This is a genomic window from Halorubrum sp. FL23, from assembly GCF_052439115.2.
Lineage (GTDB): Archaea > Halobacteriota > Halobacteria > Halobacteriales > Haloferacaceae > Halorubrum > Halorubrum persicum.
Window position 1 is genome coordinate 1 of record NZ_JBQVRO020000023.1, and the last position, 22,912, is coordinate 22,912.

At 55.0% G+C, this 22,912-nt stretch carries 20 protein-coding genes and 1 pseudogene; 17 read left to right on the top strand and 4 right to left on the bottom strand.

All coding sequences use genetic code 11. The features are described 5' to 3' along the window. Positions 1-175 precede the first annotated feature (175 nt). From ACT4MF_RS17200 to ACT4MF_RS17220, 5 genes are all read left to right on the top strand, one after another. On the top strand, positions 176-529 hold the full coding sequence (locus ACT4MF_RS17200; RefSeq protein ID WP_444683542.1) for a helix-turn-helix transcriptional regulator: 354 nt from the start codon (positions 176-178) through the stop codon (positions 527-529). A gap of 119 nt (positions 530-648) precedes the next feature. Next, positions 649-1,623 (top strand): deoxyhypusine synthase, encoded by a 975-nt coding sequence (locus ACT4MF_RS17205; RefSeq protein WP_444683541.1) that lies wholly within the window; start codon positions 649-651, stop codon positions 1,621-1,623. A gap of 442 nt (positions 1,624-2,065) precedes the next feature. Then, a complete protein-coding gene (locus ACT4MF_RS17210) occupies positions 2,066-5,398 on the top strand; it encodes an ATP-binding protein (RefSeq protein ID WP_444683540.1) in 3,333 nt (1,110 codons plus the stop codon). Further along, positions 5,395-6,015 (top strand): DUF7680 family protein, encoded by a 621-nt coding sequence (locus tag ACT4MF_RS17215; RefSeq protein ID WP_444683539.1) that lies wholly within the window; start codon positions 5,395-5,397, stop codon positions 6,013-6,015. The genes ACT4MF_RS17210 and ACT4MF_RS17215 overlap by 4 nt, the downstream gene beginning before the upstream one ends. Next, positions 6,012-8,876 (top strand): DUF1156 domain-containing protein, encoded by a 2,865-nt coding sequence (locus tag ACT4MF_RS17220; RefSeq protein ID WP_444683538.1) that lies wholly within the window; start codon positions 6,012-6,014, stop codon positions 8,874-8,876. The genes ACT4MF_RS17215 and ACT4MF_RS17220 overlap by 4 nt, the downstream gene beginning before the upstream one ends. Before the next feature lie 24 nt (positions 8,877-8,900). On the opposite strand, the gene ACT4MF_RS17225 is transcribed toward ACT4MF_RS17220, so the two are convergent. Continuing rightward, entirely contained in the window at positions 8,901-9,656 is a 756-nt protein-coding gene (locus tag ACT4MF_RS17225) for a CBS domain-containing protein (protein ID WP_095638295.1), read from the bottom strand. A gap of 199 nt (positions 9,657-9,855) precedes the next feature. Here ACT4MF_RS17225 and ACT4MF_RS17230 point away from each other — a divergent pair, with 199 nt between their 5' ends. From ACT4MF_RS17230 to ACT4MF_RS17250, 5 genes are all read left to right on the top strand, one after another. Then, positions 9,856-13,824: a helicase-related protein gene (locus ACT4MF_RS17230; RefSeq protein ID WP_095638296.1), complete on the top strand. Its 3,969-nt coding sequence runs from the start codon at positions 9,856-9,858 to the stop codon at positions 13,822-13,824. A 176-nt stretch (positions 13,825-14,000) separates the two neighbouring features. After that, the gene (locus tag ACT4MF_RS17235; protein WP_444683537.1) at positions 14,001-14,831 is read left to right on the top strand and encodes a recombinase family protein; all 831 of its coding nucleotides are present in this window, start codon (positions 14,001-14,003) and stop codon (positions 14,829-14,831) included. After that, entirely contained in the window at positions 14,824-15,033 is a 210-nt protein-coding gene (locus ACT4MF_RS17240; RefSeq protein WP_444683536.1) for a hypothetical protein, read from the top strand. The genes ACT4MF_RS17235 and ACT4MF_RS17240 overlap by 8 nt, the downstream gene beginning before the upstream one ends. After that, the gene (locus ACT4MF_RS17245; protein WP_444683535.1) at positions 15,030-15,428 is read left to right on the top strand and encodes a hypothetical protein; all 399 of its coding nucleotides are present in this window, start codon (positions 15,030-15,032) and stop codon (positions 15,426-15,428) included. The genes ACT4MF_RS17240 and ACT4MF_RS17245 overlap by 4 nt, the downstream gene beginning before the upstream one ends. After that, positions 15,418-16,296 carry a DUF8172 family protein gene (locus ACT4MF_RS17250; RefSeq protein WP_444683534.1) on the top strand — a complete coding sequence of 293 codons (879 nt, stop codon included), beginning with the start codon at positions 15,418-15,420 and terminating at the stop codon, positions 16,294-16,296. Before ACT4MF_RS17245 ends, ACT4MF_RS17250 begins: the two co-directional genes overlap by 11 nt. A 639-nt stretch (positions 16,297-16,935) precedes the next feature. Here ACT4MF_RS17250 and ACT4MF_RS17255 read toward each other — a convergent pair. Continuing rightward, positions 16,936-17,322 (bottom strand): HVO_A0114 family putative DNA-binding protein, encoded by a 387-nt coding sequence (locus ACT4MF_RS17255; protein WP_444683533.1) that lies wholly within the window; start codon positions 17,320-17,322, stop codon positions 16,936-16,938. 335 nt (positions 17,323-17,657) lie between these two features. Between ACT4MF_RS17255 and ACT4MF_RS17260 the strand changes: the two genes are divergently transcribed. Together ACT4MF_RS17260 and ACT4MF_RS17265 are read left to right on the top strand one after the other, a co-directional pair. After that, entirely contained in the window at positions 17,658-18,014 is a 357-nt protein-coding gene (locus ACT4MF_RS17260; RefSeq protein WP_444683532.1) for a hypothetical protein, read from the top strand. Positions 18,015-18,051: 37 nt separating this feature from the next. Continuing rightward, positions 18,052-18,306 (top strand): annotated as a pseudogene (locus tag ACT4MF_RS17265) (transcriptional regulator TbsP domain-containing protein); the annotation flags it as partial. A 184-nt stretch (positions 18,307-18,490) separates the two neighbouring features. Here the strand turns inward: ACT4MF_RS17265 and ACT4MF_RS17270 are convergent. Beyond that, positions 18,491-18,703, bottom strand: coding sequence for a hypothetical protein (locus ACT4MF_RS17270; protein ID WP_444683531.1), 213 nt, complete (start codon positions 18,701-18,703; stop codon positions 18,491-18,493). A 193-nt stretch (positions 18,704-18,896) separates the two neighbouring features. Here ACT4MF_RS17270 and ACT4MF_RS17275 point away from each other — a divergent pair, with 193 nt between their 5' ends. Further along, positions 18,897-19,178, top strand: coding sequence for a helix-turn-helix transcriptional regulator (locus tag ACT4MF_RS17275; RefSeq protein ID WP_444683530.1), 282 nt, complete (start codon positions 18,897-18,899; stop codon positions 19,176-19,178). Between the two features lie 385 nt (positions 19,179-19,563). On the opposite strand, the gene ACT4MF_RS17280 is transcribed toward ACT4MF_RS17275, so the two are convergent. Then, positions 19,564-20,598: a hypothetical protein gene (locus ACT4MF_RS17280; RefSeq protein ID WP_444683529.1), complete on the bottom strand. Its 1,035-nt coding sequence runs from the start codon at positions 20,596-20,598 to the stop codon at positions 19,564-19,566. A 268-nt stretch (positions 20,599-20,866) separates the two neighbouring features. On the opposite strand from ACT4MF_RS17280, the gene ACT4MF_RS17285 reads away from it, so the two are divergent. The 4 genes from ACT4MF_RS17285 (at position 20,867) to ACT4MF_RS17300 (ending at position 22,864) form a co-directional block, all read left to right on the top strand. Then, the gene (locus ACT4MF_RS17285; RefSeq protein ID WP_444683528.1) at positions 20,867-21,715 is read left to right on the top strand and encodes a ParA family protein; all 849 of its coding nucleotides are present in this window, start codon (positions 20,867-20,869) and stop codon (positions 21,713-21,715) included. After that, positions 21,712-22,104 (top strand): DUF8115 family protein, encoded by a 393-nt coding sequence (locus tag ACT4MF_RS17290; RefSeq protein ID WP_444683527.1) that lies wholly within the window; start codon positions 21,712-21,714, stop codon positions 22,102-22,104. The genes ACT4MF_RS17285 and ACT4MF_RS17290 overlap by 4 nt, the downstream gene beginning before the upstream one ends. 340 nt (positions 22,105-22,444) lie before the next feature. Next, complete coding sequence (locus tag ACT4MF_RS17295; protein WP_444683526.1) at positions 22,445-22,603, top strand: hypothetical protein; 159 nt, start codon at positions 22,445-22,447, stop codon at positions 22,601-22,603. Between the two features lie 96 nt (positions 22,604-22,699). Continuing rightward, positions 22,700-22,864, top strand: a complete 165-nt coding sequence (locus ACT4MF_RS17300) for a hypothetical protein (RefSeq protein ID WP_444683525.1) — start codon at positions 22,700-22,702, stop codon at positions 22,862-22,864. The last annotated feature ends 48 nt before the right edge of the window (positions 22,865-22,912 follow it).

The window sequence follows — 22,912 nt, forward strand, 5'->3', positions numbered from 1 at the left end:
TCGGGAATCTTGTTCCCGTCCTTGGACATACTCAAACGATGAGCTTCTGTGTCTCAAAACTTTCGACGTTGAGTATACCGAGTGGGAGAATTGGCACAATAATCACGGCCAATCTCATAACGAGTGTTAGCGACAGAAAGAACGATTATAATGGATACACGTTAGCCGTTGGAATATGAGTGCGTCACAGGGTGAAGCCAATCTATCAGCGGACGAGCGTGCGGGTCTTGAACTGATCCGCGAGACGGGTGGGATTCACCAGAGCGACTTTTGGAAAGAGCTGGATGTCTCTTCGCGAAAGGGAAGCCGACTAGTCGAAGCGCTTGAGAGTGCCGAGCTGATTCAGCGTGAAGAAGCGGTGTACGAAGGTCAACGGACCTACTATCTCGAACCAACGGCATCTGATCGTGATTTTTCACTGCTGATGGCGGGTGACATGCTCTCGCCATTCATCGGTGAGGAAGATGTTGACCCGCAGGCAGACGCCTTCTCCCAATGGCTGATGAACCTCGCGTACGAGGAAGAGTGACTCTGTTCTCAAGGGCTTCTGACGGCTCTTAGTCACCAACTCTCAATTGTTGAGGGTTTCACCAACGGCTTGGAGACCGATTCCGAGTTCTTCAAACCGGCGTCAGATTATCCAGTAGTATGGACAAAGATGACTCTCACAGCGACGTCGTTCCTGGGAGTGATGAGGAACCTGACACGCCGGATGTTCGTGGCTACGACTTTCGTGGAGAATTTGATTTTGACGAGATGCTCGACGCCTATGGGACAACGGGGTTCCAGGCGACGCAGCTCGCAGAAGCAATCGACATCGCCGAACGTATGCAGGAGGCGGACGCCACTGTCTACCTCACGTTCACGTCAAACATCATCTCGTCGGGGCTGCGCGAGACCGTCGCGTATCTCGTTCAAGAGGGGTATGTAGACGTAGTTATTACGACGTCTGGATCGCTGACCGAGGACGTGATCAAGACGGCAAAGCCATTCAAGATGGGAAAATGGGACGCAGACGAGGCATCGCTCCGTGACCGTGGGATCAATCGGCTCGGGAATCTCTTCGTTCCTTCTGACCGGTATGTGTGGTTGGAAGAGTATCTGTATGATTTCTTTGAGGACTTTTTCGCAGAGGAGAAAGTGAGAACACCAACGTCGTTCGCACGCGAGTTAGGTGAAACTCTTGAGGATGAGGATTCGGTTCTGAAGCAGGCCGCGGACAACGACGTACCGGTGTACTGTCCAGCGTTGACGGACTCCGAGGTCGGGAACTTCCTCTACTATTACCGTCAAGGGTACGATTCAGAAGTGGGTATTGAGATTTTGGACGACTATGACTCGCTAATTGAAGATGGGCTGCTGGCGGACTCGACGGGGCTCATCGCGGTGGGTGGTGGAGTACCGAAACACCATGCAATCATGACGAACCTCTTTCGAGGGGGAGCGGATTACGTGGTGTACATTTCAACGGGGATGGAGGGTGATGGGTCATTATCGGGTGCACCGCCGAACGAGGCTGTTTCTTGGGGGAAGATCAAAGAAAACCAGACGAACTACACACAAGTGGAAGCAGAGGCTACACTTGTCTTCCCACTGCTTGTGGCGAAAGCGTTCAAACAATAACCTCTCACACGCCCGTTGCGGGTCTGCTATGATATCGAGTGGGCGTAATTAGCGCAATAATCACGACCACAAGAGGCTACTTGATCGGTAATTGCTTCTTCCACGATCTCCCCGTCAGTGAGCTTGTACAGCTCGTAGACGATCCTTCTCGTCGATCAGATGTTAAGTTTCAGACCACTACTAGACTCGGCAACAGTTATAACATCTTGTGAAAGTGATAGAATCATCTGAATGATTCGGAAGCGAATCACGAACCACACAGGAAGCTTCAGACGGGCAAGTTTATCCAGTCCTGTGATTAACAAACGAGATACGGAAGCCGAGGACGGGACTAACTTGATGCTGTGGAGACGCCGAATATCGCCTACCCGAATGTTGAAAAGAAACAAAACGGATTCGTTACCGCATCGAGACCAGCAGAATCGAAAACAGCGAGGTCAGAATGAGTAACGCAGAATTTCCAACGCTATTCGACAATTGTACACCGCGGAATGATGTCCTCGACGGAACGCTTCAGGAAGACCAATTTGCGGCTAGTCTAGCCACGGTCGCACATTCCCCAGAGGAGGCTCCTCCGGTCTACCGTGATGCGGGTCTCTTTTTCGATATGACCTACCCGACAGACGGGTTACAAACGCTTCTCAGCAATCTCACTGGAAGATTTCTTGCTAGTAGTGGACACGACAGTGGAGGGTATTCGAACAGCATCCTCTGCCTGGACACGCGGTTTGGGGGCGGTAAGACGCACGACTTGATCGCTTCGTATCACCTTGCGACCCATCCCGGTGATATAGATAATCTCGAAGATCATCTCAACGACGGCGATAAGGACCTCGCGTCGTCCTATCACGATGCCACCGTTTCTGGTGATCTTGATGTCGACACTGCGGTCTTCGTTGGAGGGCACGTTGACGGACGCAACGCTCGTAGTGACCGCACAGATCCGGATGCTCCGAACACCCGGACCATGTGGGGAGAGATCGCCTATCAGCTCTACGGGCTGGAGGGCTACGAGTACATCAAGGAGTACGACCAAGACCGGAACGCTCCGGGCGGAAATACGCTGAAAGGGTTGTTCGAGATCGGCGACGGGGCATCCCTCATCCTCATCGACGAGATTGCGGCGTATCTCGAGGCAGCATCCGCGGTCGAGGTCGGAGACGCGACGCTGGCGAGCCAGACACTGAGCTTCGTTCTGTCACTCCTTGAGACCGCGTCCGAGACTGATGACGTTACCGTGGTCTACAGTATCGCCGACACGGCCTTCGAAGAGGAGGCCGACGAGATCCGGACGCTCGTCGACGAACTCAACCAGATCGGCCGTCGGCAACACAAGACGGTTACGCCCACTTCCGAAACGGAGGTGGGACAAGTCCTTCAGCACAGGCTCTTCGAAGAGATTGACCACGGCCAAGCTCAGTCTGTCGCAGAGTCATACTTCCAGTTCTACACCGGCGGAGACCGCCAGTTCCCACAGGAAGCTACTGACGCGAGCTTCGTCGACCGACTTGAACGAGAATACCCGTTCCATCCGACGATCATCGATACCCTCACCGAGAAGATCGACACGATCCCTAAGTTCCAGCGCACCCGTGGCGCACTGAAGCTCCTCGCTCGGGCCGTATTCTACCTTTGGAACCACCAGCCGGCCAACTACGACCGACACTGGATCCGGCTGTACGATCTGACGCCGGCGGACGATGCTCCGGGCGGCAGCATCGATGGGACCCTCCGAGAGACGCTGTTCGAGTTCGTCGATCTCAGCTCTGCCGTCACTGCTGACATCTACAGTGAGGACGAGAACGCCCACGCACAACTTGAGGACCGCAAGTGGACGGAGAAAGGGATTCCACCGCTCGGAAGCCACCTGACAACAACTGTTTTGTGGCATAGTCTGGCGTACGGCGAGCAGGCAACCGGACTCACACGAGCGGAAATGAACGCGGCGCTCGGGCACCCCGATATCCGCTTCGATAACTACGACTCGGCACTGGACGCGCTGGCCGGAGGCGACATGAGCGTCGCGTGTTACTACCTCTACGACGAGGAGCGCGTCCGGTTCAAGTCCGATCCGAACCTCATTCGCATCATTGACCAGCGGGTCGACAACACCCCCGACGCGCAGGCGCGCTCTCGGTTCGAAGCTCGGCTCGACAGTGAGACGGGGACCGGAGCGTTCGATCCGGTGTCGCATCCTGAGTCGCCGGCTGATCTCCCGGACAAGGCGTCGACGCCTCAGCTCGCGGTTATGCACATGGACACGGCACCGGTCACCGAGGAGCTGCTTAACGACGATTCGAACCCGCAAGCGGTTCCGGAGAAGGTTCAGTCGCTTTACCAGAAGTCGGCGTCGAAACAGGGTGGCGATGCCCAGAGTCGAGTCTACAAAAACTATGTCCTGTTCCTCGCACCCGACGACGAGCGTGTGAAGAGTGCGGTCGACGAAGCCCGCCACTTGGAGGCCATCGAGGCGCTGCTCGACGACAGTCAACAGACTGCTGACCTCTCTGCGGATCAGATTGAAGAGTTGAAGGAGCGTCAGAAGACGAAATACGGTCTGCTCGGTGAGCTCGTCCGCGGGGTGTACCGCCACCTCTACTACGTCGACCGCGACGGCCTCACGCACATCACTATCAACGCGACCGAGGCCAACGGCGGGACGTCGCTCGTCAACGCTGTCGAAGAGACGCTCGACGACCGGCTGATTCGGGCTGACGCCGGACCCAAGGGCATCGCGTTCTTCAAACAGAAGCTCTGGCAGCAGACCCAGGACTCGATGACGACCCAGCAGCTCGTTGAGCAGTTCGCGAAGAAGCCGGGGCTCCCCTACCTCCTGAGCACGAAGCCGCTTCGGAAGACCGTCGCGAAGATGGTCGACGACGGGGGATACACCTACTGGGATGCGGAGTCCGAAACCGTGTACTGGGATGCTGACGCCGACGATCATCCGGAGAACTGGCTGAAGCGAAGCCCCCTCGCGGAGTCGCCGGACGTTCGGACATCGATCAGGGACACCGACGTGAAGATCGGGAACGAGTACGTGGTCTACACGGGTATCGAGTCCCTCCTCGACGTTCACCACGACTCGATTCGGCCGCCCGAAGCCGAAGAAGTCCAGTGCGCCGAAGACGGTTGTACGACGATGGTCGAGCCCTCCAGCGACGGGCGGGCGTACTGCGAGGACCACACAAAGACCCCCGAGAAAGATCGCTGTCAGAGCTGTGGCAAGGAGTACGACGAGAGCGAACTCAACGCGCAAGATATCTGTCCCGACTGCGCGCGACCGTCGGGCTGGGACACGGCGACCAGTCAGATGGCTGCCTCTCGCGCGTTCAACGAGGTTCGGACCCACGCGCTCTCGAAAGCGCCTTCAGACGGAACGCCGGGCGTCTCGCAAGTCACCGTCGAGGTGATGGGCGAGGACCGGCTCTCGAAGGGGTCGTTCATCGCTCAGCGCGAGGCGTTCACGGACCGTGCGGACGCTGTTTCGGTCCGGATGAGCTACGACGTGAAGACGTCGACCGGGACGAGCTACAGCGCGAGCTATCAGGGCGGACTCGACGACTTCTCCCGGGTGACGAACCAGCCCGACCCGTTCGGCGAGTCGATCAACGTCACGCTGAAGTTCCGCGTTGATCTCGACGAACCCGAAGCCATAACCGACGACGAGGACGACGTGCTCGCAGAGTTACAGGCGGGGCTCGGCCAGACCAACATCGACGTGAAGGTTCAAGCCAGAGGACCGGTCGAAGTGCCCCCCGAGGCCACTCAATGACTACCGAATTCGATTCGCCGCACGCTGGGACGCCGACCGAGGACGCTCCCGTGTCCTCGTTCGGGAGCAGCGTCTACGGTGGGCGGCCGACGTTCGCGATGGTACGCCGCGAAGGCTCGAACGGCGGCGAGGTCACGCTGTACGAACTTCTCCCCGAAGATCAGGCGGCCGCGCGTCGCGTCCGGCTCGAACGCCGCGGACGCTCCCTCAGTGTCGAATCCTTTGAAGCGGTCTTCGAGGACCCCACGGCCGAGGAGGCGACGCGCTGGGACTGGGACGGGTGGACTGCGGTGAAGGTCGCGCGTATCGACGGCGGCCGCTTCCGAGCGCTCTCCCCGCTCATCGAGGAGACCGTCGACGGCGCGGAACTCGCTCCGTCAGCCGTGACCACCAGCGGTGCCGGCGACCTCTTCCTCCCGGAGACCGTCGGCGTCCGGCTGGCCCTCGCGTTCCGCGGCATCAAGCCGCTCCAGCGCGTCGATAGGATGCGTGCCCTCTGTCGCGGCGTCGCTCACATGGGCGACGAGGAGTGTTACTACTGGCACGCGAAGTGTCGGTCCCCGTCCAGCCCGAACGGCGAGAAAGCCCTGCGAACACTGCTGACTGACCACCTATGACAGACCACGACGACAACCTGAAACCGCTCGCAATCGAGGGAAAGCTTCCGTTGAAGGCTGTGGGTATCGAGAATTTGAAAGAAGATAATCCGAAGCATATGCCGCCGCATCGGTATCTACATCCGTGGTTTGCACGGCGACCTACGCCGGCCGCCCGTCTCGCGATTCTTTCGTCTGTCCTTCCTGCAGACACGTCTGGTGAAGAAATTCTTGATCTGATGCAAATCGGTCCTAAGGAGGGGGTGAGCGGGAAGTTATCGGATTACGTTGAAAAAAAGAAGGCCACAGAAGACTCTCGATCCGGGACTCTCGGGGAACATTACGGGTACCCGCGTATCTACGAACGGACACCCTCTGACTCCCAACGGAAGGAACTACACGACAAGCTTCGAGATCAGTGGGGAGGTGACCTCCCAAAAGTGTTAGATCCTACTGCTGGAGGTGGAGTAATCCCCTTTGAATCCCTTCGATATGGTCTTCCGACAGAGGCAAACGAGCTCAATCCAGTTCCCACAGTGATTTTAGAGACTATGCTAAAGTACCCACTCTCAGTAGGTCGCCTGAGGGAAGAACTGACTGAGTGGGCAGAGGAGATTGACAAGAGAGCAAGTCAACAACTCGAGGACGTTTTCCCTGCTTCTGATGGTTCTCGCCCCTCTCATTATGCTTGTGCGTACTCTATAACGTGTCCTTCTTGCGGATGCGAGGTTCCTGTTGTGCCATCATGGTGGCTACTTAAGAGATCGTCTTCGAAGGGAATCGCTGTCCAGCCACACATAGAAGATAACGAGATAAAATATGAATTGGTCAATCTTCCTGATGACGTTTCCAAGGACGAATTCAATCCACAGGATGGTCCCCGGTCTCGCGGGGGAAATACCGAGTGTCTCTCATGTAACGTAGTTATTGAGAGCGACGAGGTAAAACAGCGAATTAAGAATGGAGAGTATGAGGATGAGATACTGGGCGTCAAGTGTATTAATTCCAGTGGGACCTCGGAATACCGAGCAGCCACAGATGAGGACTACAAAGCCCTCAAGAAAGCAGAAGACCGTGTTTCATCAAATTATGAGACTTTCTCCCTATTGGATAGTAATATCCCACCAAATGGGCAAAAGACCTCTGAAGCAGTTGGATTTGGCCTGACAGAGTGGCGTGATCTTTTCTCCTCAAGACAGCTCCTCGCTCACTACGAGTATTGGCAAGCTTTCGAGGAGGTGAAAGATGAAGTGTATAAAAAATATTCAGATGAGCGTGCAGAGGCGATCACTACGGTGCTTTCGCTCGCTTCTGGCAAACTGGTTGACCGGAACTCTCGATTATCCCCCTACAGCATCAGCCGAGGGTATCCTGAAAACGCTGTAGGCGGGAAAAATTACACGTTCCAGTGGCTGTATGTCGATAACAACCCCTCCATCGGAGATCAGTGCTACCAAGATACAATTGGCCGTATTATTGACTCATATGAGCTTCTAGTCGACTACACTTCTTCGGTTGATGTCGATCCAGTTTCAGTAGTAAATGGGGACGCCGCTGATCTTCCATATGATGACCAGTCAATACAGTCTGCTGTCGTTGACCCGCCATACTATTCGAGCATCATGTATAGCGAACTCTCAGACCTATTCTATGTATGGCTGAGAAAATACCTAAACGATGTCCACAGTGATCTCTTCACTTTTGAATTGACGGACAAGGAGAGTGAGGCTGTTGCAAACCCCTCACAGTTCGCTGATGTAGAGGATTCTTCGAACAAGAAGAGCAATCTCGCAAAGGAACACTATGAAGAAAAGATGAGCGAGATTTTCTCAGAGATATATCGCTCATTGGAGCCCGGTGGTGTGATGACTGTTATGTTCACTCACAAGGAGTCAGATGCATGGGATACCCTGACAATGTCTCTAATCAATTCCGGGTTTATAGTTACATCCACTCATCCAATTACCTCTGAAATGCCTGACCGGCTCGATATGCAGGGAAACGCATCTGCTGACTCTACTCTCTTGCTGACAGGTCGTAGACCCCATGAAGAACGCGACCCCGAGAACGCGGTCCCGACGCTCTGGAGCGATGTCGAGGCTGATACACGAGCAGCCGCGAAGGAGGCCGCTCGCGACCTCCTCGAATCCGGGATCTCCCTAACCAAGACAGATATCATCATCTCGGCATTCGGTCCGACACTCCGGGTCTATGCTGACGCCTATCCCGTGGTCGACGATCAGGACGAAGAGGTTCCGCCACGGAAGGCACTCGAAACGGCACGGGAGGCGGTGACTCAGATCCTCGTTGACGAATATCTGGAAGGCATGGATGTCGACACCCTCGACGACGTCACCGAGTGGTACGTCCTCTGCTGGCTCGTCCACGAGTCCGAGACGTTCTCCTACGATGAAGGCCGCCAGCTCGGCCTCGGCATCGGTGTCGATATAGACGAGATTAAGCGCTCAACGAAAACCTGGCACAAGAGCCTCGGTGACATTAATCTCCACGGACACGGTGACCGGGTCCAGAACATCAACGAGAAGCCCGAAGACCGGTCGAACCGACTCCCGATCGACCCGGACGACCTCTCGTTCCCGCGCTCGCTGGACGCCGTCCACGCCGCGATGCACGTCTACGACAAGAAGGGCGAAACGGTGACCCTCGAGTGGCTTCGGGAACGGAACTACGACACGGACAGCCAGTTCAAGGCCACGCTGAAGGCGCTGCTTCAGGTGCTACCGAAGAACCACGAGGACTGGGAGCTCGCTCGTGATTTGGCCGTCGGTCGAACGAGTGACGTGCTCGATCTCGACTTCGGCCCGAACATCTTTGCGGACGACCGTGAGGACACATCACAGCAGAGTCTAGAAGAGTTCTAACCCGGACAGTACTTCTTCGTTTTTCTACTCAACGAGACCCGTAAAGTACCCGTGAGCAACTTCGATTATCTCTCGGTCGATCTCGTCGACTCCAGCTCTAAAGTGAAACAGAGAGTTTCGATTCTTCCGCACACCCTCGAGTAGTTTGAGAACGAACTCCTGATCAGTTCGGAGCTCTTCGGGTAAATCCTCGAAGTTTGTTGCGATGAACCGTTTGTATTCCTCGAAATTGAAATAGTCGAGTGATTCAGGAACCGAGTAACTCGGATCTTCCTCTGCACGAGGCGCAAATGTCTCCTGAATATGTTCCTCGATGTCCGGGAACTCTCGCTCAAACAGTGTGCGGAGACTTCGCTCGATCTCTCCAATCATAATGAACGGACGGAACTGCTCTTTGAGGAAATGGAAGACGTCGTATCGCGTGATGATGCCACCCAAGTTATCGCTGCTACCCACGAGAACGAACTCCTCGACTGCGAAAGTCTCGAAGAGCCCGAACATGTCGTGTTCAACACTCACGTACGTTGGAGACACCAATGCGCCCATGACGCTCATTTTCTCGAGGTTCGAGTCGGGGACTGACTTCGCCAATCGAGCGATCGATTTGAACGTCACCGCCCCCACGACTTCGTCGTCACGCATTACAGGCAGCTGATCGAAGTCGTTCCGCAACATGTGGGTGAGCGCGTCGTAGACGGATTCATCCCGACTGATCGTCAATGGTTCTGTCGGGGCTATCTTAGCATGTTCTAGAACGTCACCAGCTGTGAAGAATTTCATGTAAGAAATTGATTCAATCCAACCGAATTTATATTTTGCTGGCTTCTCGTATGAACGAGTCCGAGCGACAAGCTAGAACGCATAAATAGAGAGACTAGGTATTAAGATCATCTGTCGTGTAGCTTAGAGATCCAGATAGAATCGGATGCTAATGGTCGATAAGTGTAAGGCAACCCGAAGATAATTGCTTTCCAGACGGATGGATGGGCTTCAAAACTATTCTTGGTCCCCAACTTACGAGAGCCGACCGGGTACTGAAAGTACCTATCTTGTCGATGAGTTTTATATACCAGCCTTGAATCGAAGTATCCGCTACGACCGAGTGGCTGGATATTTCTCAAGTACGGCCCTCGCCGTCGCTTCTCGGGGTATCGACGCTCTCCTTGAACACGACGGCGAGATGCGACTCGTCGTTGGCACGGACCTATACAAGTCGGACAAACCCGTTCTCGAACGGCTCACAGACGAACTGAAGGACTCACTCGATGAATTAGACGAAGAGGAACTCGACGCCCACCTCAAGCTTCTCGCTCGATTGCTCCGAGAAGAGCGACTCCATATCAAGGTCGCCGTTCCACGAGAAGGGAGCTGGCAGATATTCCACCCGAAAATGGGGGTCTTCCACGACGATGACGGAAACGCACTTTCCTTCGAAGGAAGCGTGAATGAGACCATCGGCGGCTGGAAACGTAACTACGAGCGCTTCAAAGTCCACCGGTCGTGGGAGGACGGCGAGGATGCCTACGTCGACGCCGACGTCGATACGTTCGAACAGCTCTGGTCGAACGGGCACCCCTTCGTTGAGGTGTACGACCTGCCGGAAGCCATCGAGAGAGAGTTGATCGACTGGAAGGATCCCGATTCGGAATCTGAGATCAAGGAAGCGATTCAGATCGCGAGAGGAGAGGCACCAGCAACCGAACTGGACAAAGCGAACATCATCGCCGACGGTCCGCTCACGCCCGGTGGTCTCGCACTCGCCGAAGAGGCCTGTACGATCACCCCTTGGCCTCACCAGCGCGTCGTTTCTGACACGCTCGTGAACACCTACCCGAACAGCTTCCTCCTCTGTGACGAGGTCGGCCTCGGGAAGACTATCGAAGCCGGTCTCACCCTCTCACGACTCGGAATCACGGACGAACTCGAAACCGGCCTCCTCCTCGTCCCCGCGAGCCTCAGACAACAGTGGCAGGAGGAGCTATGGGAGAAATTCAATATCAACGCCTATCGGTTCGAACGTGGAAGCACCAACGAGTACGCCTTTATCGACGCCTTCGGTCAGGAACACGCGCCGCCGTCTCTGTCGGAACTGAACATTTCTGATGAGGAGCGAGAACGCGCGTGGGTCGAGAGTCCGATATGGCGGTTCATTAATCAGCAGTCTTCGACCGCGACATCTGATTCCGTGTCTCAGACGCCGACGATTGTCATTATGTCGTGGCACACGGCGCGACTCCAGGACCGTTGGGATCAAGTCGCGCCTCGTGACAGCGGCCGAGTCCGAACCCGAGATACTGTCCCTGTGAGTGGACGCGGACGGAGCCCGAATAATCGTGAAGGCGTCTGGGATGCCGTCATCGTCGACGAGGCCCACAACGCTCGGAAGGGCAGCAGTTTCTACGGTATGCTCGACCGACTCCGAGACCACACGCAGTGCTACTACTTCCTCACAGCGACGCCGATGCAACTGCATGCCGGCGAGCTCTACGATCTGATGGCACTCCTCGATCTTCCGGAACAGTGGGACAACGAGGACCGTTTCGTCGACTTCTTCGAAACTCGACAGGCGCTCTCTCAGGCGATCCGTACGGTCGTCGATACGGATGGATCTGAATCGAATACCTCCTCTTGGTCAGCACAAGCGACGCTTGACGAGAACCGATATCAAGACCGACTATCCGCCGAACGAACCCTCTCCGACGACATCTTCGATGAAATGGCGGAACTACTCGAAATCAAAGCGGATGGGAGCCAGGCACGTTCTATCGCAAAGGAACGCGTGCTAGCGTCCTGTACGCTTGCCGCAGGGTACGGTGAACACTTCGACGGATACATCGAGGTCTTCGAGACGGCTCTCGATGAGCATGACATCGACCCGTTCGAGGCGAAAGAAGACGAGAAGCTCAAATATCTCCTGTATCCGGAGTGGAAAGCGGACGAAGAATGGCTCACCTATGGGCGGAACGATCGGCTGAACGCCCTCGATGAGCTCTCCGAATCTGGTTGGAGAGTCGTTCAGGATGTTCTCGCCGAATCCACGCCTGTCGACGCGCTTATCCACCGGAACACACGGGACACGCTCCGGAAGTACGAACAGGTTGGGCTACTTGACGAGACGGTCCCGAACCGGGACCCTGAACAGCGCCAGATTGAGCTGACCGACGAGACGCGTCGCGTATACGACCGGATTGACGACTACACACGGAAGTTCTACAAACTCGCGCAGCAGTCTGACGAGGTCGAAAATCGGGCTATCGGGTTCGTAATGACGACGTATCGGCAGCGACTGACTAGCAGCATCTACGCGATTTCACAGAGCCTCCAGCACCGTCTTGAAAAACTTCGCACACAACAAGCGGTTCTGGAACGGAAACAGCAGGCTGCGAAACAAGCAAGAGGACCGACGTTTGGCTCAGAGTCTAGCACCAGTCAAGTGTTACTGGACTCCCTGTCGGAGCAAGACCTCACAGACTTCGATAGCTTGGACGATATTGACGATGGATTTGAGGATATAGACCTCACCGGGATAATTCCGAATGTCACAGAGGCAGGGGTGGACCTACTCGAACAAGAGATCGAAGAGCTCGAATCCTTCGTCAGTGATCTGCGACAGATTGATCGTGATCCGAAAGTCGACCAGCTGATTGACGACCTCGGTGAACTTGATCGGGAGGGCCACAACCGAGTCATTATTTTCACCCAGTATACGGACACGATGGATTTCATTCGCAGCAGTCTCGTCTCGATACATGGAGAAACCGTCGCTACCTACTCTGGCCGTGGAGGGGAGATGTACGACGCGGATGGTGAGTCGTGGAGAACGGTCGGGAAAGAGCGAGTAAAACGCGAGTTCGCTACTGACGAGGGCCAAGTGGACATTCTTGTCTGTACGGACTCAGCCAGTGAAGGACTCAATCTCCAGGAATGCGGGGCTCTCATCAACTACGATCTTCCGTGGAATCCGATGCGTGTTGAGCAGCGTATTGGACGCATTGACCGCATCGGACAGCGATACGATGAGGTCGAAATCCTCAATTACAGCTACAAGGACACTGTCGAGACAGACATTTACGAGCGTCTTGACGACCGGATCGACCTCTTCGAGAACGTCGTTGGTGAAATGCAGCCTGTCCTCTCTGGAGTGAGCAAACAGATTCGGACAGCGACTCTGGAAAAGGATAGAGATGAGAGCCACGAGGCAGTTGCGGAAGCTGATCGTGAGTTTTCCGAACAGATAGAGAACCAAGAGCAGAGCGACCGTGTGGATGTGGGGGAGTCCCTTGAGACGGTGGAGCCATTGGTCGCACAGGACGTTATCGACGAGGCGAGACTCGACGCGTGGCAGTCGTACACCCATCCAGACATCGGGGAAACACGAGAAGAGGATTATCGATATCCAGCACCGTATCAAAAATCAAGTCTAGAAGCTGTTCTCGTCGAGAATGAGACGCTTGCTGACGCTGGGGTGACTTTCACTCCGGTCACTGAGCTTGATATCGACATTACAAACAGCGAATATGAGGGCGAGTTCGAACACGAAGAAACGACCTACCGTCTGAGATGGGACGGTATGGAACTACCGGAACCAGACGGAGAGCAGACGTTCGCTCAGTTCATTGCCCCGAGCGAAGATTCGGTTGCTGTGACGTTTTCGTCAGACTGTGCCGACGAATTCCCATCGATACATCACTTCGCGCCAGGGAATCCTCTCCTCCGTGAGCTGATTGAGATGCTCCGTGAGACAAGCGATGAGCCAAAGCGATTAGTGCGGCAGGCTGAATTCAGAGAGACAGTCACGGAACGTCCAGTAGTCTGTGGGTGGACGCGTAACGAGAAAATCGGACGAGTGGGCAGCGACGGTGAAATTATTGAAGAGCTCGACATAGACCTTATCGATTCGTGGTTTACAGAATTTCAAGAAAACTATGAGAAAACAACCCCGCAGTAAGAAGAGATGACGGTCTGGCCGTCACCGGCCTCGACGGGCTCAGTTCTCTCCTACGGAGTAATCATAATTCAGAGTATCATATCCACTTGAATGGGTTTCCAAAAGGTAGTGGATTTGAATAGGATACTCTAAACCCCCAATAGTTTAAGTCAATTTCCCGAATACCAGAAGGTAAGATGAAACGAGCTGCGATCTACGCACGAGTGAGCACCGAGGACCAAGATGTCCAGAGGCAACTCGACGAAACACACGAGTTCCTCGAGCAGCATATCGAGGCGGACGAAGTAATCGAGTACCCCGAGATCATCAGCGGTGCGACCAGCAGCGGCGAGCGTACCGTCTACGACCAGCTGTGGGATGACATTGCCGACGGAGAATTTGACATCGTGGTTGTTCACGAGATTTCCCGACTCTCTCGCCTTGGTGGCACCGAGGTTTACGACTTCATCCAGCACTGCCTAGAGCATGAGACGGGCGTGGAGAGTCTCGACGTCGGACTCTCAATCCGCGTGGACGACCCCGCGCTGAAGCAGACGCTGTACACAATGGTCGCCAACATCATGGGTGACCTAGCGAAGATCGAACACCAACAGAAACTCCAACGTATCGAGTCAGGGATTCGAGCGGCACAGAAGGCTGGGAAGTGGACGGGACGCCCGCCGCGTGGATTCACAGTCGGCGACAGCGGGAAGCTCCATGTGGATGTCGAGGAGTTCCTAGAGATGCGTGACGCTCTCGCTCGCATCGCCCACGGTGAAAGCCGGGTGAAGGTCTCCGAGGACACCGGCATCCCACAGAGCACGCTCACGCGGCTCTACGACGAGCGCAGAGACCTCTACCTTGCCGGGGAAGGAGAAGGATACGACGAGCGTGTGGACGCCGCTGTGGATGAACTACGCCCGCTAGACGACCTCGGTCCGGATGATGCCGGAAAGATGGAAGCGCGGATGAGGCAAGTTGTTCGCGAAGAACTCGAAGCCTTCCAAGAGGAGAGCAACAATGCGTGAGCAGCTGCGGGAACTCCAAACGCGGCGGGGTCGATGGCGACTTCTCAGCGCATACTCCCAGGTTTTCACCGCCAAGACCGGGAAGCGTGTCGGGTTCACGCCGATGGTGGCGGCCTACGAGCGTGCCGAGCCCGACGGCGTTCTTTCTCTCAAGGACGGTGAAGTCGTGTGGTACTGGCCCGAGGACGGTGAGAACACATGACCGACATCGTCGAGGAGTATCCTCACAGCTGCCGGATCGTCCGTGAGCACACCGATGGAGAAGAGGACAGGTTCCACTACGAAGGTCCGCTGGGGCGAGTGAAGTCGTTCTACTCTCTGGACAAGGCGCGTCTCTACGCCGACGTACACACCGTCACTGGCGGGTTCCGCGAAGAGAAGACCGGCGAGCGGGGAGTGCCTCCAGCCGTCGCACGAGCTCGTGAGGACATCGTGATGGCGTACCTCGCCTCGAACCCCACGATGGGCGTCAAGTGGGTCGCCAGAGCCTACGATCTCTCCGAGGATCAGGTGCGTACGTACGTCGAGTTAGTTCAAAACCGAGCTGCTGAGATGCGAGACAGCGGCCCCGAAGAGCCTGATACGAATGAGTTCTGACGAAGATACACTTGTACTACAGTATCACCACCCCGATGACCGACGGTACTCTATCGAATTCATCACTAACGACCGCGAAGAGTGTCTGAGCCGCGGGGACGCGTATACAGACAAGGAACACGTCTCGGTGAAGCTGCGTGTAGAACAGATTGGTGATGAATTGATTTATTTCATCTACACGTGGGAGAGCTACGACGCTGGACTGCCAGACTCTGATGACAACGGCGTCGAGTGGATTTTGGAGAATTTCACGCAACGGAACGCAGTTGTCTTATCGACTGTACTGGATATCTTTGAGGGGATTCTTGAAGAGAAGGCGGAACAGGGCAATGAGCTCCGGACGTACAAGGGCATACACCTCGACCGTGTTCCAGACGTTCTGAATCGCGTTCAGTGGAAGCAGCCTGTACCCGACGTAGCGGCGGAGCTACTGTCCAATTTTGTGCTCACACACCCAATGCCGAACACCAACCACCGGACAGCAATCGGGCTAGTTGATCGCTATCTCACGTCGTACGACGCCGACTTCGAGATGCCCGACACAGGCGAGGAGGGAGGATGGTACGACTGGATTGCGGGGTTCATCTACGACTCCAAAAGGATTCTCACGCTACGAAATCACCTCGCCCTATTCCGGTGGGCAAAACACTACGGGTACGGTGCTGTTGAGCGGAAGGAAGGAATTGTTATCTCGTTTGACGACATCGATCTCGATCGACGGGACCACCACGAGTACTACACTCAACGCCACCAGGAGAGGACCAGAGAATTCGTGAGGCGAGTGTTAGAAGAGGCAGATGTCACTCATCTACGGGAGGTCACTGATGATGGAAGAAGGGCGTTTATCGACAGGCTACAGGCGGGATAACCACTCAGTCTGGGAGGTTGGCGAGCTTCCGACCAACCTCACGCGAGCCTTTGCTAAGCTGGGACCGCTCACCAGCCCGGTCATCGAGGGCAGATCGTAGTTCTTCGTAGTCCATGCTTGCTCTGGTCTACGCCGCTCTCACTTATGAAGATGGTGTTCGAGCAAATTGTTCCCGGTCAGCTGCTCCTCAACGCCAAGAATTCTTTGCAGGTCGTGGGCCCATAGGGCCCACGACCTATGAAAGATTCTGTCAGGCAGTTAGAATCCGCCGCCGGTGAACTTGTTGATGAGATACGCACTAGCACCGAAGCCAACAGAGACAACAAGCACTATTGAATCAGGGCCAACCGTAGAGAGCGAGTCAAGTACACTGGAGAATGGCCCCTCAGCTTGCCCTGCTGTTACGATAATCCAAACAGCCGATAAAGCGAGTGTGAGTAACAATCCTCCGAGAAGACTGACTCCAATTGTTCGTAGAATCTGTCTCACAGTATCAATCTGTATCTTCCGAGCATTCTCTGACTTCTATGACTTCAAGGGGTTCATCAGATACCAACTGCGGCGTTGGCTCGCGACGAAGTTCCTCACGGCGACATAACCCCGGGGATCATACCGGGGAGACACCCTTCTAGAACCGAATTAAATGACTGGTTCGATAGCGACATGCTTGTGCTTGAGCCGCGGGGCTTTCGCGCGGCCGTCTTCGACATACTCGATGACATCTATTTTTGCGAGTTTCTGGAGATCGCGGCTGACGACTCCCTTATCATAGCCCAGCTCTTCAGCAAGGGCGCGAACCGAACGCGGGTCGTGCTCTTCCAGGTAGTCAAGCAGATCAAGGCGGCGGTCATGGAAGATATCCTCGGCGCGCTCTCGCGTGAGGACTAGCGTGTCGGGGAAGCCGTGCTGGGTGAGAGCTTCCGAGAACGCAGCTCGAAGTTCCAGACGCTCATCGATATCTGCTTCCTCGGTCTCGAAGTCGTTCGGGTCGGGCACGGAAGTTGGGGGTTCTTCAAACTCAGGCATATTCATTACTCCTTGACCGTTGTTAGAACCGCAACGGTAAAGAATGTTTCGATGGTACAGATTTCAGGGGTTTCAGGCGAAATCTCACTGCGACGGGGAGATGTCGAAAACTTTAAGTCGGTGGAGCCCCTTGTTAACAGTGAGAGCATCTCTGCTACGCCGGCCGGCGTTCTACACATCTACCATCTGAGTAGCGGCCTTCTACACCGCGAAATCACCAGTCTCAGAGCGTGAGCTATGCTGGTGCGACGGCGCGCGCGGGCAGCGGATTCTCAGGTGAACTACAATGAACACAACAGCAAACGCTACGACGACAGGTGCACAGGTGATGTTCGATGAATCGATTTGACAGTCTCGACCTCGGAAACTATCGGGGTGACAACTACTTCCTCGTCGGGTATGTCGAGCCAGACCCCGAGGGTTTCGACGAGTATGACCCCGCAGAAGATGCCGACAACTACGGATGGTCTCTCGTCCAGAAAGCCGAGTCTCCACTCGACGAAAACGACGAAATCGTAGGGATGGATACGCGCCACGGCCAGCCCCATCTCGACAAGGAGTACCTCCCGCCCGACAGCGATGAGGAGAAGAAGGTGTGGCTAGAAGACGGCTACACCTTCGAGCGGATGCGAGCGTTCCTCCTAGAGAACTGGCAGGACTACGCCGATCTCCACATCCACTTCAACGAGTGAGAGGGATCCTGTTCACAGGATCGTAGACATCAGTATCGTCGAGATCATGCTCATCCTCGCAGCCCGCAACGAAGTCCTCCTCTACGACATCTCGAGATGGGGTGAAGATACAGGGATCGCTTCGAAAGCAACCTTCTCACGAGCCAAATCAGCACTCGAAGATGCTAACCTCATTGAGACTAAGAAAGTCCCGTTGGACATCGGCCGTCCCCGACTTCGGCTCATCACAACCGACAAGCTCGCGACAGCAGACCTCAAAACGCTCTCCACCGAGATCCGGCCTCCACTGTAGCATCCACTCCGCGATAGCCTAGCTATCGAGACGAGAATACGGTGCTTCTCCGACTCCACGCGTGAGATAAAGTAGCCAAAATTACTACGTAGAGGCTCTGTTGAAATCCTTAGCAGGTGACAGATGAAACCCGGTTGCGGTCAATACAGGTCACTCATGTATTGCTGTCTGCTCACTGTTGCCGCTAACCCTCATTTTCTGTTGGTTTAGAAAATCTGTAGATACCAACGAAAACACTTGTGACGAGGAGCCCACCACCAGTAACAATAAACCAACTTGAGACGTTCAGCCCTCCAAATGCAAGAGAGACAGGCGTTAATACTCCGAGAACGACTGCGACTAATCCCAGCCAGAATACTTCGTTGAGATGATATACTTCTGCGAGCGTTTCCTCCATATAGAAAATGTCTCTCAATTGGGCATATACTTTCCGCTCGGTTTGCAGTTCTCATCGACCGGCTGTTTCAGGCGCAAATATGTCTGAAGAATAGGATTTCAACAGAGCCTACGTAGAGTGATGTGAGACGGATTCTATGACACGCAGCCTCCAGATCAATAGTATTTCAAAACTCGAATACGTAGATTGTGACATGTACGACCTCACTGGCTTTCAGCGCGATCTGCTATACGTCGTTGCCGGACTTGATGACCCCCACGGACTCGCGATCAAAGACGAGCTCGAGGACTACTACGAAAAGGAGATCCATCATGGCCGGCTCTATCCCAACTTGGACACGCTCGTTGAGAAGGGACTCATCGAGAAGAGCCAGCGCGACCGACGGACCAACGAGTACACCACTACCCGTCGGGGCACCAGAGAGATTGAAGCTCGGACTGAATGGGAAGCCAACTATATTGATCACGACGGGTGAGCGAACCGCTGTGTTCGAGGACTGTTTGACTCTAGTATTTCATGCTCTTCTTCGTGTGAACTCCACTTAGTATCACTAAACATCAGGCTTTCATCTCATAGAGCCGAAACAACAACTATACGCTTGCGTATACGTTTACGTATATGTCAGCATATACGTCAGCGTATATGCCTTGTTTCAACGCTCAAAACAGCCACATACCCAGAAAATTGACCGTGTAGATCGAAGAATATCAATGGAATTCGAAGAGAGTCACCTCAATATGTACATCGCGCTTGGCGTAGGCTACGGTAAAGGCCAGCAACAAGAAGATAGAAAATCCACAGAAGGCGATCAGCGCTGCTACTAGAGGTGTGAATGTAGTAAAAACCATAGAGTTCTTCAGTTATTCGTGCTTCTCGGTAACTTCTTCATCTATTATTTCCTCAACCTCCTCAAGATCGACTTCGGACGTAGTTGAGCCTGTAGTGGCGTTGTCGGGCAACTCCTCTTCTTCGCCATCCTCCCAAGGAGACCATTTTTGAAGTTGCTCTATGCGGTCTCGATATTCTTGTGGTATCTCTTCCGCTTCCGAGGGGGTCTCACCCCAATGTTTGGCTAACTCAGTCCAGTATTCCGCAGACTTGTCTTCCCAGAATTCATCTGGGAGTTCACCCACAGACGTAGGCGCAGGAAGAGCGGGGTCACGGTTTAGAGGCTCATCATCATATCGAATGTACGCGTCCCCATCATCGATCGCCTCACGGACATTTGATTTTATTGTACTGAGGTCGCTCATCGACACCTCGTGAGATTCGCGGAGTGATTTGAAGGAATCTGACCGAGAGACTACCTCATCCATACTCTCTGGTTCTCGCACCCGTTCATCAACAAGCACCGCAACTACACCCAGAGTGACTTTGGCAATATTCTTGTGTTGGCCAAATCGGCTAAAATCAAGTTCTTGAACGGTGCTCACCACCATATCTTTCTCATGTGATGCCAGTGGTAGCCCCGAACAGATTGCTTGTGGGATGCGTTTCTTGTCGCGCTGACTTTCACGAATACTGTGCTCTCCGTCAGATCGATGCCGCCCTTCGTGTAGTTTTCTTAGTCGGGCCGCTTCATTGTCATCCGCTGTCTCATCACCGATACGTGTCGCCATCGAACTGTCATATCCAGCAGTAAATGAGTAGCCTTCCTCCGTTCTATCTCGCCCCTCAGATGAACTCTCAACACTGTTATCAAGATACGTCCCACTAAATGGAGGTCTCACCGGTGGACCACCTCCTCGATCGGGAGGGCCGTCAGAATCGTCTTCTGGACGGGAGAGAACCTCATAGTCACCCTCCACAATCTCTTCAGTTGTGATTTGCTGCACCTCTTCAGGAATCGGTTTGGGACCGTCTTTTTGCCGGCCTTGTTCGTTCTCATTTGACATAGTAGATACTCCTCATCTTGTTTTCAGGTGAAGGGAGCGACAACCGCTATACGAGTGGCTCGAAAGGCCTTGTCTACAGTTGAACGACAGACGACGCGCTCGAAGCGGTTGTGCGCAGGAGAACAATTGGAACGCCGTGGCGTTCCTCCCTTCATTTCCATGTATTGTAGCCAGTCTTACTTAAAAGAATAATGCGAGGGGAGATACCGGTTGCCGATGTTGTGTCTGACATACTTTTACGTATCCGTATACGCATACGTAAGCGTATATGCCTGATTCAGCACTCAGAGCGGCTACTTTCCTTGACAAAGGCGGCGTCGGGAAGACCACAGCGACGGCGCACCTGGGCGTCGCTCTCGACCGACACGGGTACGATGTCCTGCTCCTCGATCTCGCCGGGAAGCAGGGCGACCTCGCCAAACACTTCGGTCTCTGGGGCGACATCCAAGCCGATGACGACCGCTGGCCGAACATCACCACGGTATTTCAGGATCAGTGGGAGACGATCTCCGAGAAGCTCCCTACGGCCGTCGAGGACCTCATCGTCCCGACCGGCGAAGGACCTGACCTCATCCCGGCGCACGAGAGCCTAGACGGCCTCGACGCAACGCTCGGGAATATCGACGAGGCCGCGGAGCGATACAGTCGCCTCGACGAGTTCCTCACCGGCTACGTGGAAGATGACTACGACGTCATCCTCGTAGACCTGCCCGGTTCGACGTCGAACATCGCGTACAACGGCCTCTGGGCGGCGAAGCACGTCGTCGCACCCGTCCGCCCCGGACCATTCGAGGCGGGACAGGCCGCGCAGTTGCGGCGGGACTTGAAGACGATCCGGGAGGAGCAAGACGTCAACATCGAGCTCGTGATGGTGCTGCTGAACGAGGTTGATGAGCGCACAAAGGCGGGGAAGGCGTACCTCGAAGAGTTCGAGGACGAGTACCCGGAGGCACTCGCTCCTGCGCAGATCCCCAGCTCTCAAGACGTACAGAACGCGCAGATGAACGGCGGGACGCTCTTCGCGCTGGAGCGTCCGTCGAAGACAGCCCAGCGAGCCATCGAAGCATATGAGACCGATGCGGAGGCTCTCGTGGAGCGGCTGGGAGGTGACCGATGACGGACGACGACGAGGAACTAGAGCAGTTGCGAGAGGATACGGAACTCGGGACACGTGCCGAGTATTCCACGCCAGGTGAGGAGACCACCAACCTAGAGGACACGATGGTCGCGCTGCTCGCCGATGTCGAGGCGGGCGAGATCTCGAAGACACTCTCGGTTCGGGATGAGCGCCTTACGGCGCTCGTGCGGGCGCTGGAGGAGACGGATGGCCTCGACGACGTTGGAGAGGCTCTCCGGGAAGAACTTGGGCGTGAAGCCGATGCTGACGGGACTGACAGGAGCGAGGTGCTACGGCTAGCCGTCCGTCTCGGTCTTCAGAAGGCTACGCCGGAAGTCCTCGACACGGCCCGGAACGCCTCCGCCAGACACGCCAGCGAGCAGTTCTAACCTACATATACGCATCCGTATACGCATACGAATACGTATATATAAATAGACACTTAGCCGTCCTACAACTTCGAAGAACGTGAGCGATTGGCCGCGTAGTTTCTATCGCGGAATTTGATTTATGAACAGACGAAATGAGGTGCCTCCCGCAAACACTCACTATCGAAGTGTATCCTCGGGGGTCTGACCCCCTGATGCAGGACGACAAGAACGACTTCTCGTGGGTGTGAGCGTCGTTATTACTGGTTTTCGGTGGGAGTATGGTTAGATTGCGGGATAAACGACGCTATCCTGACGTGTGGGACTCCACTGTTTTCAGCCCTCGCAACCAAGCATCTGTATGCCCATGTTCGCCGTCAACTGTCCGGGGTGCGGGGCCTCGAAAGAGCACATGTCGCCGGGAGCAGCACAGATCGGCGTCCACTGTAACTGCGGAGTCACCTTCACCGTCGACGTCGACGAACAAACCGTCGACGACTGGTGGGAACGCGGATCTTAACCAACATCTGGACAATGTCGGTCTACTGTGTTGGTTAAGAGCGAAGTCAAGAGGTTCCGACACCCCCGAATATCACCGCGGCGGCTAGAGGATAATATGAGCCACAAAACACCGGCCAACGTCGACACAATCTCGGACGAGGAGCTCACCCACCTGTTCGCCGATGCTGAGGGGACGACTCTCGAGGAAATCGAACACGGCGCTGCCGAACTCGATATCGCGCCGCCTGAAGATGCGACTGTCGTCGACGTCGACAAGTAGCACTACTGCTTCAACGTGGTTTCAGTATCGCCCGACAACGGCTATGGA